This window comes from Agrococcus beijingensis, from assembly GCF_030758955.1.
GTDB classification, from domain to species: domain Bacteria; phylum Actinomycetota; class Actinomycetes; order Actinomycetales; family Microbacteriaceae; genus Agrococcus; species Agrococcus beijingensis.
Genome location: NZ_CP132360.1, coordinates 475,457 through 486,991, shown reverse-complemented (window position 1 = coordinate 486,991; position 11,535 = coordinate 475,457). Strand labels below are relative to the sequence as shown.

Sequence of the window (11,535 nt, the reverse complement as noted above, 5' to 3'; positions counted from 1 at the left end):
GCTACCTCCGCTCGCCGATGAGGGCCATGATCTCGGCGCGCTCGATCGGCTCGGAGAGCTGCCCGCGGCTCGCCACCGTCACCGTCGACGACTTGGCCTGCCGCGACCCGCGTGCCGCGACGCATCCGTGCACCGCATCGACCACGACCAGCACCCCGCGAGGCTCGAGGCCCGCGACGAGCGCGTCGGCGATCTCGTCGGTCAGCCGCTCCTGGATCTGCGGCCGCGAGGCGATGGTGTCGACGACACGGGGGATGCGTCCCAGGCCCACGATGCGCTCGCCCGGCAGGTAGGCCACGTGCGCGACGCCCATGAACGGCAGCAGGTGGTGCTCGCACATCGAGCGGAACTCGATGTCGCGCAGCAGCACCAGCTCGCCGGTCTTCTCGCCGGCGAGGTCGCCCGAGTCGAGGTGGATGGTCGGGTCGACGCCGACGCCCGAGAAGTAGTCGTCGTAGGCCTCGGCCACCCGTCGCGGCGTCTCGGCCAGGCCCGGCCGCGACGGGTCGTCGCCGATCGCCGCCAGCAGCGCTCGGACCGCCTCGGCGATGCGCTCGCGATCGACGGCCATCAGCTCTGGTTGGCGGGCTCGGTGTCGGGCTCGACGGCCTCGTCGACGTGCTGCGAGACCGGCAGCTCGATGGGCGGGCGGTCGCTGACGGGTCGATCGCTGTGCGAGAGCCACTGGGGGCGCTCGGGCAGCTTCTCGACGTCGGCGAAGATCTCGGCGAGGCGGATGTGGTCGAGCGTCTCGTTCTCGATCAGCTCGCCCGCCAGGCGGTCGAGCACGTCGCGGTTGTTGTTGAGCACCTCCCACGCCTCGTGGTGCGCCTGCTCGATGAGCGCGCGCACCTCGCGGTCGACGACCTCGGAGAGGCTGGGCGAGTAGTCGCGGCCGCCGCCCATGTCGCGGCCGAAGAAGGCCTCGCTCTGGTTGCTGCCGAGCTTGACGGCGCCGATCGCGCTCGTCATGCCGTACTCGGTGACCATCTTGCGGGCGATGCCGGTGGCCTTCTCGATGTCGTTGCCCGCGCCGGTGGTGGGGTCGTGGAAGACGATCTCCTCGGCGACGCGGCCGCCCATGGCGTAGGTGAGCTGATCGAGCAGCTCGTTGCGGGTGACCGAGTACTTGTCGTTCACCGGCAGCACCATCGTGTAGCCGAGCGCCCGGCCGCGCGGCAGGATCGTCACCTTCGTGACCGGATCGGAGTGGCGCATCGCCGCCGCCGCGAGCGCGTGGCCGCCCTCGTGGTAGGCGGTGATCAGCCGCTCCTTGCTGTTCATCACGCGGGTCCGGCGCTGCGGGCCGGCCATCACGCGGTCGACCGCCTCGTCGAGGGCGCCGTCAGTGATCTGGGTCAGGTTGCCGCGGGCGGTGAGCAGCGCGGCCTCGTTGAGCACGTTCGCGAGGTCGGCGCCCGTGAAGCCGGGCGTCTTGCGCGCGAGCACCTCGAGGTCGACGCCGGGGGCGATCGGCTTGCCCTTGGCGTGCACCTTCAGGATCGTCTCGCGGCCCTTCATGTCGGGGGCGTCGACGCCGATCTGGCGGTCGAAGCGGCCCGGGCGCAGCAGCGCCGGGTCGAGGATGTCGGGGCGGTTGGTGGCGGCGATCAGGATGATGTTCGTCTTCACGTCGAAGCCGTCCATCTCGACCAGCAGCTGGTTGAGGGTCTGCTCGCGCTCGTCGTGCCCGCCGCCGAGGCCGGCGCCGCGCTGACGGCCGACCGCGTCGATCTCGTCGACGAAGATGATCGCGGGCGCCGCGGCCTTCGCCTGCTCGAAGAGGTCGCGCACGCGGCTGGCGCCGACGCCCACGAACATCTCGACGAAGTCGGAGCCCGAGATCGAGAAGAAGGGCACGCCCGCCTCGCCCGCGACCGCGCGGGCGAGCAGCGTCTTGCCGGTGCCGGGAGGGCCGTAGAGCAGCACGCCCTTCGGGATCCGCGCGCCGACCGCCTGGAACTTCGACGGGTCCTCGAGGAACTCCTTGATCTCGCCGAGCTCCTCGACCGCCTCGTCGGCGCCCGCGACATCCGAGAACTTCACCTGCGGGGTGTCCTTCGTGAGCAGCTGCGCCTTCGACTTGCCGAACTGCATCACGCCGCGGTTGCCGCCGGCCATGCGGGTCATGAAGAAGTAGAACAGGCCACCGAGCAGCAGCACCGGCAGCAGGATGCCCAGCAGCGACAGCAGCCAGTTGCCCTGCGGCACCTGGTCGACGAAGCCCTCCTCGGGGTCGGCGGCGGTGATCGCCTCGACCACCGCGTCGCCGCGCGGCTCGACGTAGTAGAACTGCACCAGCTGGCCGAACTCCTCGTGCGGCTCGGTGAGGGTGAGGTCGACGCGCTGCTCGCCGTCGACGATCGTCGCCCTCGCGACGTCGCCGTCCTCGATCAGTTGCATGCCGACATCCGTCTGGACGGGCCGGTACTGCGGCGTCGCGAAGAAGCTGAACGCGATGCCGACGATGACGAGCGCGAGGACGATCCAGGGGATCGGTCCGCGCAGGAACTTCTGGAAGCTCATGACGCCCTTCTGGGTCAGATTCCGACCAGGCTATCGCCGCGCCGTCGGCGCTCGTCGGGGTGTTCGCTCAGGGCGCCGTGCCCCGTGCGCACGGGTCAGAGCAGCTCGAGCGACATCAGGATGGCGCGGAGGGTCGCGTACTCCGGGTCGGCCAGGTAGGCCTCGGCGTCGGCGAGCGAGTCGATCGCCCAGGGCGCGCCTGCGCCGGCGCCCTGCGCCACCACCTCGGTGCCGAAGCTGATGGTGCCGGCGGGAGTGTCGACCGCGTGGACGATCGGGCACTGCGGGCGCTGCGCGGCCTCGGCCGGACGGAGCCCCATGGTCATCACCCACTGCCCGCCGAGCTGCAGTCCTGCCGAGCCGAACGCGAGGCCTGGCGCGCCCTCGAGCGCGACGTCCTGCCGATCGAGGCCCAGGGTGCGCCACGCGACGGCCTCGCCCGAGGCGTCGCGGCACGCTCCGTCGCCCACGTTCGGCGCCTCGACGTAGCCCAGCTGCCGCTGCCCGTCGTCGCGGAGGACGTCGAGGCCGCCCGCGGCCGGCGCGACCGACCACCCCGGCGGGATGCGGAAGGTGGCGGCGCCGCTCGGCACGGCGATCTGCTGCCACCCGGTGGTGTCGACCCCGGCGATCTCGGCGGGCAGCGAGGAGACCACCTCGGGAGCCGCCTCGGTGGGCTGGGCCGGCGTCGTGGGCGGCGGCGCCGTGATGCCCGGCGGGATCTCGGGCTGGGCGGGGCCGGGCGTGCCGGCGCAGGCGACCAGCGCAGCCGCCGAGACGATCATCGCGATCGACGCGAGCGAGCGTGCGTGGAGCCTCATCGAGCCAGTATCCCAAATCTCAAGGGTGCCGCGCCGGAAGCCCGACGGGGCTGCGCGCGCGGCATCCGGGGCCTCAGTTGTAGACGTGCGGCGCGAGCACCGCGATGCCGCGCAGGTTGCGGTACTGCTCGGCGTAGTCGAGGCCATACCCGATCACGAACTCGTTGGGGATGTCGAAGCCGCAGTACTTCACGTCCACCTGCACCTTGAGCGCGTCGGGCTTGCGCAGCATCGTGCAGATCTCGACGGACGCGGCACCACGGGACTCGAGGTTGGCGCGCAGCCACGACAGGGTGAGGCCGGAGTCGATGATGTCCTCGACGATGAGCACGTTGCGGCCGGTGAGGTCGCTGTCGAGGTCCTTGAGGATCCTGACGACGCCGGAGGAGACGGTGCCGGAGCCGTACGACGAGACCGCCATCCAGTCCATCTCGATGTGGCGGCGCAGCGCTCGGGCGAGATCGGCCATCACCATCACCGCACCGCGCAGCACCCCGACGAGCAGCAGGTCCTTGCCCTCGTAGTCGGCCTCGATCTGGCGAGCGAGCTCCTCGAGCTTCGCGTGCAGCTCGTCCTCGGTGATCAGGGTCTGCGCGAGGTCTCCCTCGACGTGGTCGAACTCCATGGGCGCTCCCGGGTCGCGGCTGGCGGTTGCGACCAACCTACCGGCGCGCTCGGGGGCGCGCCGCGCTGCAGCAGTCCCTGCGCGATCGCAGCGCCCGGTCGCCTGCGCCGGCGGGAGGCTCAGGCGGCGACGAAGACCAGCCTGCGGCCGTCGCGCGTCACGCGGATGCCGGGCAGGTGGATGGGGCCCTGGCCATGCCAGTCGGTCACCAGCCGCGACACCTCGAGCGTCTGCTGCCGCGTGAGCGCGACGTGGAACTCGCTCTGCACGGCCAGCCGGATGATGCGCTGCCGCAGCGCCGGCGGGTTCGCGCCCAGCCCGCCCACGTCGAGCGAGAGACCGCCCTCGGCGTGCTCGACCAGGTCGAGGATCTGCTCCTGCGCGAAGTGGGCGAGGGCCTCGGCGTCCTCGCGCAGGGTGTCGGCGGTGCGCGTGAGCGCGAGGGCGACCCCGCCGCCGAGCACCTCGTCGAGCATCGGCAGCACGCGGTGCCGCACGCGCACGCGCAGGAAGCGGTCGTCGTCGTTGTGCGGGTCGCTCCAGGCGTCGAGGCCCAGGTCGCGGCACGACTGGTGGGTGGTCGCGCGCCGCACCTGCAGCAGCGGCCGGCGCAGGAAGCCGATGCGCGAGTGCATGCCCCAGAGGCTCTCGGAGCCGGAGCCGCGGGCGAGGCCGATGAGCACGGTCTCGGCCTGGTCGTCGAGCGTGTGGCCGAGCAGCACGACCGCTGCGCCCAGCTCCTTGCGGACCTGCAGCAAGGCCGCGTAGCGCGCCTGCCGGGCCGCAGCCTCGGGGCTGCCGTCGTGCGCGACGTGCACGGGCATGATCCGCACCGGGTCGAGCCCGAGGTCGCGCGCCTGTGCCGCGGCGCGCTCGGCGACCTCCGCGCTGCCCGGCTGCAGCTGGTGGTCGACGATCACCGCGCCGGCGCGCAGACCGCCTCGGGCCGCCTCGAACGCGGTGGCCGCGGCGAGCGCGAGCGAGTCGGGTCCGCCCGACAGGGCGACCAGCACGAGCGAGCCCTCCGGCAGGTCGACGACCGACTCGCGCACTGCCCTCCGCACGTCGGCGACGGCAGGTGTCAGCCGCGGACGACGGTCGTTTTCGGGCATGAAGTAACCTTATGCCGATTCCCGACCCCCGCGAGAAAGGGCCCCCGTTGGCCAGCTACGACGTCGTCATCGAGATCCCCAAGGGGAGCCGCAACAAGTACGAGGTCGACCACGAGACCGGCCGGGTGTACCTCGACCGCGTGCTGTTCACGACCTTCGTCTACCCCACCGACTACGGCTTCTTCGAGGGCACGCTCGGCCTCGACGGCGACCCGGTCGACGCGCTCGTGCTGCTCGACTTCCCGGTGCCGCCGGGCGTGTTCGTGAAGGTGCGCCCCGTCGGCCAGCTCAACATGGAGGACGACGGCGGCATCGACACCAAGGTCATCTGCGTGCTCGACAAGGACCCGCGCTGGTCGCACATCCAGGAGATCGACGACGTGCCGCAGCAGCTGCGCAACGAGGTCGAGCACTTCTTCATGCACTACAAGGACCTCGAACCCGGCAAGTGGGCGAAGCTCGGCGGCTGGGAGGGCGCGGCCGAGGCCGAGGCCACCGTGCAGGCCGGCTACGCCGCCTTTGACGCCGCGCACGGCGACCAGACCGGCGAGGCCGTCGAGAAGCCCGAGGGCGGGCGCGACGTCAACGACTGACGCACAGAGACGAAGGGGCGCACCGGCTGGTGCGCCCCTTCGTCGTCGGTGCAGTCGTCGATGCAGAGCGGATGCGCGGGGCCGGCCGAGCGCGTCCGTCCCGTCTGCGCTCGCCCCGGCTCGGTCAGCGCAGGTAGACGCCGCGCGCCCCCAGGAACGACTCCGGGTTCACGAGCGAGCCGTTGATGCGCACCTGGAAGTGCAGGTGGCAGCCGGTCGAGAGGCCGGTGGTGCCCTCGTAGCCGATGACCTGGCCGCGGCTCACGCGCGTGCCGGCGCCGACGGTCGCCGGATAGGCCATGTGCGCGTACTCGGTCTGCACGCCGCCGCCGTGGTTCAGGTAGAGGATGTTGGCGCCGTAGATGTCACGGCCGCGCAACGACACCGTGCCGTCGGCGGGGGCGACGATCGGCGAGAGGCAGCCGGCAGCGAGGTCGACGCCGCCATGCAGCTTGTAGCCGAGCTTGCCAGTCGGATCGTTGCGCATGCCGTACGCCGAGGTGAAGCGGCCGTAGTGCGGCGTCTGCCAGCCGCTGCCGGCCGGGGGCGCGACCGGCACGACGCTGCCTCCGCCTCCGCCTCCGCCTCCGCTGCTGCCGCTGCTGCTGCCGCTGCCGGCGTTGCTCTGCGCCGCTGCAGCGGCCGCTGCGGCGGCCTCGTCTGCGAGCCGCTGCAGCTCGGCCAGCCATCGCTGCCGCGCCTCCTCGGCCAGCCGGGCCTCCTCGGCGAGGCGGATGCGCTCCTGCTCGGCCAAGTACTCCTGCCACCACTGGCCGGCCGCGTAGTCGGCCTCTGTCGCGGCGCGGTTCCCCTCGAGCACGCTCAGCTGGGTCTCGAGCTCGACGCGGTGCTCGCGCTCTCTCGCAACCGCCTCCTCGGCGAGCGCGGCGGCGGCGTTGGCCGCCTCGAGCGCGGCGTCGGCTGCCTCCTTGAGCGCCTGGAGGGCGTCGCGGGCGACGACCGCCTGAGCCTGCAGGGACGCAGCGGTGTTCGCATCCTGCTGCGCGCGCTCGTAGAGCGAATCGGCGGTGCCGGCGACGCGGTCCATGACGTCGAGCCGGTACAGCCACGTGTCTGCGGAGCCAGGGTTCGCGAAGAGCTCAGCGCTCATGTCTCCGGTGCCGCCCGAGCGGGCGAGCTGCGCGGCGAGCTGGCCGGCAGCGACCTCCGACTCCTCGGCGCGCGCCAGCGCCTCGTCGGCCTGCTGCTGCAGCCGGTCGGCGACCGCGACGGCCTCGTCGTGCACGCGCTGCGCCTCGATCGCCTCCGCCGCGCGCTGCTGGGCGAGCGCCTGGGCGCTCGAGAGGTCCGACTCGAGCTGACCGATGAGCGCCCGGATGTCGGCGATCTGCTGGTTCTTCGCCGCCTCGTCGCCGCGAGCCGCCTCGACCTCTTCCCAGGTCGGGAACCCCCACTCGTCGACCGCCTGCGCCGCGGGGGTGCCGGGGACGACGAGCACGAGCACCATGCCGGCCACCGCGGCGGCGGTGACGACACCTCGGCGCAGTCCGCGCAGACGCGCGCGGATCGCCTCGGCTCGTGCCGGCTGGTCGGGCTGGGCCATGTCGCTCCTGTTCGCAGCTCTCGCTGCCTTCGCACTCATCGTGCACCGCGGTCGGGCGGGTGTCACGACACAATGGGCGCAATGCTACCAACTTTCATCTTCCACATGAAGGTTGGATTCAGCGAACACTGAGCGGGCGTGTCCGGCGATCGGTGCGACGCGAGGCATTCTGGCGCTCGGTTTGCAGGACAGTGCGACCGTGCTGTAACGTCTTCCCTCGGTAGTCATGTGCTCCGGCGCATGGCCCCATCGTTTAGCGGCCTAGGACACCGCCCTTTCACGGCGGCAGCACGGGTTCGAATCCCGTTGGGGTCACTCACTGCGGATTCTGTCTGTACGATGGGTACTACCAGAATGGCCCTGTAGCGCAGTTTGGTTAGCGCGCCGCCCTGTCACGGCGGAGGTCGCGGGTTCAAGTCCCGTCAGGGTCGCCATTGCCCCGGCCCTCTCGAAAGAGAGGGCCTTGTGCAAGGGCGGGCATCGCCCGTCGGCTCCTCGGAGCATGGCTCTGTAGCTCAGTTGGTAGAGCGTTCGACTGAAAATCGAAAGGTCACCGGATCGATGCCGGTCGGAGCCACCACGGAAGCCCCCGCTTGAGCGGGGGCTTCGTCTTTGGTGCGGCAATCCTCACCGCGCGACACGCCGATGGCGAGCCGCCCGGATCCGGCCCGGTCGGCGCTCAGGCCTAGGCGGCGAGCAGCTCGCGCAGCGTCGCGGCGTCCTCGTTCGCACCGAACGCCGGGAACCCGGGCTGCAGGCGCAGGCCCCCCTCGAGCGAGTCGAGCACCACGGGGTCGAAGCCGAACGCATCCACGAGCCTCGCGACCAGCGCGGTGTCGACCGCGTCGTCGCCGGCGATCGCGATCGCCTTGCGCTGCGCGCTGCCGGCGGGCCGGGGCCAGTCGGCCAAGTCGTGGTAGCCCATGTGGTTGAACGCCTTCACGACGCGCGAGCCCGGCAGGAAGGCCTGCACGAGGCTGCTGGTCGAGCGCTCCGGGTCGGTGAACTCGTCGCGGATGCCGTCGGTCTCCCACCAGTAGTTCATCGCGTCGATGACGACCTTGCCGTCGAGCTCGGCCACGGGCAGCTGCTCGTACTGCCCGAGCGGCAGGGCGAGGATGACGACGTCGGCCGCGGCAGCCGCATCCGCCGCCGTCATGGCCTCGGCGCCCGGCGCCAGGTACTCGGTGATCAGGCGGATGCGCTCCGGCTTGCCGGACGCCGCGATGAGCGTGCGGTGACCGGCGGCCATCGCGAGGCGCGCGAGCACGGTGCCGATCTTGCCGGCGCCGAGGATGCCGACCGTGAGGGTCTCGAGTGGTCGGTCGATCTCGCTCGTGGTCGACTCGGACGGCTGCGACATGCGGCTCCCTCGGTTGCTCTCAGAGCAGTCAACGCGGCGCGAGGGCCGCGGCATTCCCGCTCGGCGGTCTCGACGCCCGCTCCTCTAGGGTGCGGGACATGCGATATCGGTGGGATGCGGGCGTCGTCAGCGCGGACGGGGTCGAGGCGGCGCGCACCGGCGATCGGTTCTGGAGCCTGCGGCCCACCTTCTCGCTCGGCGATGGCGAATGGAGCTACCGGAGCGAGCCGGAAGGGCTGATCGGGGCGCTCGACGGCCGCGACCGGCTCGGCGTCGAGCGCGGCCGCATCTGGCAGTCGACCTGGCGGATGGCAGGCCTGCAGGGACCGCTCGAGCTGACGCGCACGACCAGCTGGCTGGCGGGCCGGCTGCATTTCGACCTCACACGCGAAGGCCAGCGGGTCGCCGAGGTCGTGCCGGAGGGCGCGTGGCGCTACCGGCCGTCGCTCGAGGTCACCGGGGCGCTCGAGCTCGCCCAGGCGATCTTCGTGCTGTGGGCGGCGGCGCGCATCGACGGTCGGCGGCCGGCGCACGCGATCCGGGCCGGCGGCGGCGCCGCGGTCGGTGGCTCCTCGGGCGGCGAGGCGTGATGGCCGGCTGAGCTCAGTCGGTCGAGTCGACCAGCGGCTCGGCGTCGGGGTCGGGCTGTGCCCAGCGGTGGAAGCGACGGCCGGAGACCCGCGTCAGGTCGATGCGCACGAACTCGCGCTTGACGGTCGGCACCAGCGGGTGGATGGGCAGCCGCGACGCCGCCTCGACCTCGTCGCTCGACTCGAGTCGACGCGCCTTGCCGTGCCCGATCACGCTCCACGCCTCCTTGGCGCCGATGTGGTCGATCTCGAACACGACGTCTTCGGCGAGGAGCACGCCGGCCAGCTTCGTCCCGGGAGCGGTGCGGAACGTGATCTCGCGGCCGTCGGCGTGGTAGTTGATCGGGAACACCTCGAGCAGCTCACCGACCCGGAACGCGATGCGCCCGAACTCGAAGGCGGCGAAGAGCTTGTGGCACTCCGCCTCGCTGATCTCGTGCACTGGCTGCTGGTCCATGCGCTCATCGTGACAGCGGCCGGGGACGGGCGCCAGGGGTGGCGTCGGCGCGGTGCCCTGCGCTCAGCGCAGACCGCGCTCCTCGGCGAGGCGCTCGGCCAGGCCGGCCTCGTCGGCGAGGCGCGGCTCGGTGGTGCGCTCGGGCCGGATGCCGCGCTTGTCGGCGTAGAAGGCGCGGATGCGCTCCATGTCTGCCGGCACATCACCGGTCAGGTGCATGGTCGGTCCGAGGCCCGTGGTGCGGGTGGTCGAGTCGACGAAGCCGAGCGTGATCGGCACCCCCGCCTCGAGCGCGATGCGGTAGAAACCGCTGCGCCACTGCTGCGAGCTGCGCGTGCCGTCGGGCGTGACGACGATCGCCGCGCGCGGATCGCTGCGTGCGAGCTCGACCACGCGATCGACGAGCCCGGCAGGGTCGTCGCGATCGACCGGGATGCCGCCGAGCCAGTGCATGACGCGGCCGAAGGGACCCTCGAAGAGCTCTCGCTTGCCGAGCCAGCGCACGGCGAGCCTCGCATCCCACGAGATCGCGAGCATCAGCACGAAGTCGCGGTTCGAGGTGTGCGGGGCGCCGATCAGCAGGCGCGGCCCCTCGTAGGCCGGCTGCTCACGGATGAGCTTCCAAGGACTGAGCGCCCAGTGGAGCGCGGCGATGGCGTGGCGCAGCGGCCTCCGGCTCATCGCCGCTTGTCGAGCATGGGGCAGTCGAACGGGTCGCGCGCCGCGAGGCCGACGCGGTTCAGGTAGGCGACCACCGCGCCGTAGGCGCCGACCAGGTCGGTCTCCGTGTAGACGATGCCGTGCGTGGCGCAGTGGGCGCGCACGATGTCGCTCGCCTTGCGCAGGTGCGGGCGCGCCATGTTCGGGAACAGGTGGTGCTCGATCTGGTAGTTCAGGCCGCCCAGCAGCGCCGTCATGCCGAAGCCGCGGACGTTGCGCGACGTGCGCACCTGCTTCGTGAAGAAGTCGAGCTTCGCGTCGCGGCCGACGGTCGGCATCCCCTTGTGGTTCGGCGCGAACGAGGCGCCCATGCCGATGCCGAAGACGGCGAGCTGCACGCCGAGGAAGGCGAGCGCCATGAGCGGCGGCATGACCCACAGCAGGAAGGTGATCAGCACGGCGAAGCGGACGGCGATGAGGCTGAGCTCGATCCAGCGGCCGACGACCGGACGACGCTCGAGCAGCGTGATGATCGAGCGCACGTGCAGGTTCGCGCCCTCGAAGGTCAGCAGCGGGAAGAACAGCCAGCCCTGGTGACGGGTGACCCAGCGCTGCAGGCCGCGTGCCTTCTTCGCGTCGCTCGGCAGGAACGAGATCGTGTCGATCTCGATGTCGGGGTCGCGCCCGATCTGGTTGGGGTTGGCGTGATGGCGGGAGTGCTTCGTCATCCACCACTGGTGGCTGATGCCCACCACACCGGCGGCGAGGATGCGACCGAGCCGGTCGTTCGCGGGACCCGACTTCAGCACCTGCCGGTGCGAGGCCTCGTGGGCGATGAACGCGATCTGCGTCAGCACGATGCCCAAGGCACCGGCGATGAGCAGCTGGAACCAGCTGTCGCCGAGCAGGAACGAGCCGACCAGGAGGCCGACGAGCGCGACACCCAGGATGACCATCAGCCCGGCGTAGAAGCCCACGGTGCGCTCGAGGAGGCCCGCGTCGCGCACAGCCTTCGCGACGACGCGGAAGTCAGCGCGACGATCCTCCTCGGAGCGCTCGGAGGCGCGCATCGTGGAGCGCAGGGGACCATGGGTCACCTCGGTAGCGGTCATCGTGGTCATGCTGCCCCCTCGGGGTCGACGGCGACTTCCCAGCCGGTGGGGGCCAGCCGACCTGCATGGTCGGGACCCCGGATGGTTTCAGCGTATGGCGTACGCAATGCCG

At 71.6% G+C, this 11,535-nt stretch carries 12 protein-coding genes and 3 tRNA genes; 5 read left to right on the top strand and 10 right to left on the bottom strand.

Features of this window, described 5'->3' with window-relative positions; translation table 11 throughout:
- Position 1: 1 nt before the first annotated feature.
- From folE to tilS, 5 genes are all read right to left on the bottom strand, one after another.
- On the bottom strand, positions 2–571 hold the full coding sequence (folE, locus tag Q9250_RS02235) for a GTP cyclohydrolase I FolE (protein ID WP_306232947.1): 570 nt from the start codon (positions 569–571) through the stop codon (positions 2–4).
- Positions 571–2,526, bottom strand: a complete 1,956-nt coding sequence (ftsH, locus tag Q9250_RS02230) for an ATP-dependent zinc metalloprotease FtsH (protein ID WP_306232946.1) — start codon at positions 2,524–2,526, stop codon at positions 571–573. Before ftsH ends, folE begins: the two co-directional genes overlap by 1 nt.
- Before the next feature lie 95 nt (positions 2,527–2,621).
- Complete coding sequence (locus Q9250_RS02225) at positions 2,622–3,347, bottom strand: hypothetical protein (RefSeq protein WP_306232945.1); 726 nt, start codon at positions 3,345–3,347, stop codon at positions 2,622–2,624.
- A 73-nt stretch (positions 3,348–3,420) separates the two neighbouring features.
- A complete protein-coding gene (hpt, locus tag Q9250_RS02220) occupies positions 3,421–3,972 on the bottom strand; it encodes a hypoxanthine phosphoribosyltransferase (protein WP_306232944.1) in 552 nt (183 codons plus the stop codon).
- 119 nt (positions 3,973–4,091) lie between these two features.
- Positions 4,092–5,084 (bottom strand): tRNA lysidine(34) synthetase TilS, encoded by a 993-nt coding sequence (tilS, locus tag Q9250_RS02215; RefSeq protein ID WP_306232943.1) that lies wholly within the window; start codon positions 5,082–5,084, stop codon positions 4,092–4,094.
- Positions 5,085–5,131: 47 nt separating this feature from the next.
- On the opposite strand from tilS, the gene Q9250_RS02210 reads away from it, so the two are divergent.
- Complete coding sequence (locus tag Q9250_RS02210) at positions 5,132–5,677, top strand: inorganic diphosphatase (RefSeq protein ID WP_306232942.1); 546 nt, start codon at positions 5,132–5,134, stop codon at positions 5,675–5,677.
- Positions 5,678–5,801: 124 nt separating this feature from the next.
- On the opposite strand, the gene Q9250_RS02205 is transcribed toward Q9250_RS02210, so the two are convergent.
- Complete coding sequence (locus tag Q9250_RS02205) at positions 5,802–7,241, bottom strand: M23 family metallopeptidase (protein WP_306232941.1); 1,440 nt, start codon at positions 7,239–7,241, stop codon at positions 5,802–5,804.
- A gap of 242 nt (positions 7,242–7,483) precedes the next feature.
- Between Q9250_RS02205 and Q9250_RS02200 the strand changes: the two genes are divergently transcribed.
- The 3 genes from Q9250_RS02200 to Q9250_RS02190 all read left to right on the top strand — a co-directional run bounded on the left by Q9250_RS02200 (position 7,484) and on the right by Q9250_RS02190 (position 7,821).
- Positions 7,484–7,556: transfer RNA gene (locus Q9250_RS02200), tRNA-Glu, on the top strand.
- A 41-nt stretch (positions 7,557–7,597) separates the two neighbouring features.
- Positions 7,598–7,675, top strand: a tRNA-Asp gene (locus tag Q9250_RS02195).
- Between the two features lie 70 nt (positions 7,676–7,745).
- A tRNA-Phe gene (locus tag Q9250_RS02190) sits at positions 7,746–7,821 on the top strand.
- 105 nt (positions 7,822–7,926) lie between these two features.
- Here Q9250_RS02190 and Q9250_RS02185 read toward each other — a convergent pair.
- On the bottom strand, positions 7,927–8,604 hold the full coding sequence (locus tag Q9250_RS02185; protein ID WP_306232940.1) for an NADPH-dependent F420 reductase: 678 nt from the start codon (positions 8,602–8,604) through the stop codon (positions 7,927–7,929).
- 98 nt (positions 8,605–8,702) lie between these two features.
- Between Q9250_RS02185 and Q9250_RS02180 the strand changes: the two genes are divergently transcribed.
- Positions 8,703–9,194: a hypothetical protein gene (locus tag Q9250_RS02180; RefSeq protein WP_306232939.1), complete on the top strand. Its 492-nt coding sequence runs from the start codon at positions 8,703–8,705 to the stop codon at positions 9,192–9,194.
- 13 nt (positions 9,195–9,207) lie between these two features.
- Here Q9250_RS02180 and Q9250_RS02175 read toward each other — a convergent pair whose 3' ends face one another.
- From Q9250_RS02175 to Q9250_RS02165, 3 genes are all read right to left on the bottom strand, one after another.
- Positions 9,208–9,651, bottom strand: coding sequence for a pyridoxamine 5'-phosphate oxidase family protein (locus Q9250_RS02175; RefSeq protein ID WP_306232938.1), 444 nt, complete (start codon positions 9,649–9,651; stop codon positions 9,208–9,210).
- A gap of 63 nt (positions 9,652–9,714) precedes the next feature.
- On the bottom strand, positions 9,715–10,332 hold the full coding sequence (locus tag Q9250_RS02170) for a 1-acyl-sn-glycerol-3-phosphate acyltransferase (RefSeq protein ID WP_306232937.1): 618 nt from the start codon (positions 10,330–10,332) through the stop codon (positions 9,715–9,717).
- Positions 10,329–11,432 carry a fatty acid desaturase family protein gene (locus Q9250_RS02165; protein ID WP_306232936.1) on the bottom strand — a complete coding sequence of 368 codons (1,104 nt, stop codon included), beginning with the start codon at positions 11,430–11,432 and terminating at the stop codon, positions 10,329–10,331. The genes Q9250_RS02170 and Q9250_RS02165 overlap by 4 nt, the downstream gene beginning before the upstream one ends.
- Positions 11,433–11,535 lie beyond the last annotated feature (103 nt).

Bases quoted from the DNA above. Each gene is read 5' to 3' on its own strand.
- folE (WP_306232947.1), bottom strand. From the start codon at position 571: ATGGCCGTCGATCGCGAGCGCATCGCCGAGGCGGTCCGAGCGCTGCTG.
- ftsH (WP_306232946.1), bottom strand. From the start codon at position 2,526: ATGAGCTTCCAGAAGTTCCTGCGCGGACCGATCCCCTGGATCGTCCTC.
- Q9250_RS02225 (WP_306232945.1), bottom strand. From the start codon at position 3,347: ATGAGGCTCCACGCACGCTCGCTCGCGTCGATCGCGATGATCGTCTCG.
- hpt (WP_306232944.1), bottom strand. From the start codon at position 3,972: ATGGAGTTCGACCACGTCGAGGGAGACCTCGCGCAGACCCTGATCACC.
- tilS (WP_306232943.1), bottom strand. From the start codon at position 5,084: ATGCCCGAAAACGACCGTCGTCCGCGGCTGACACCTGCCGTCGCCGAC.
- Q9250_RS02205 (WP_306232941.1), bottom strand. From the start codon at position 7,241: ATGGCCCAGCCCGACCAGCCGGCACGAGCCGAGGCGATCCGCGCGCGT.
- Q9250_RS02185 (WP_306232940.1), bottom strand. From the start codon at position 8,604: ATGTCGCAGCCGTCCGAGTCGACCACGAGCGAGATCGACCGACCACTC.
- Q9250_RS02180 (WP_306232939.1), top strand. From the start codon at position 8,703: ATGCGATATCGGTGGGATGCGGGCGTCGTCAGCGCGGACGGGGTCGAG.
- Q9250_RS02175 (WP_306232938.1), bottom strand. From the start codon at position 9,651: ATGGACCAGCAGCCAGTGCACGAGATCAGCGAGGCGGAGTGCCACAAG.
- Q9250_RS02170 (WP_306232937.1), bottom strand. From the start codon at position 10,332: ATGAGCCGGAGGCCGCTGCGCCACGCCATCGCCGCGCTCCACTGGGCG.
- Q9250_RS02165 (WP_306232936.1), bottom strand. From the start codon at position 11,432: ATGACCACGATGACCGCTACCGAGGTGACCCATGGTCCCCTGCGCTCC.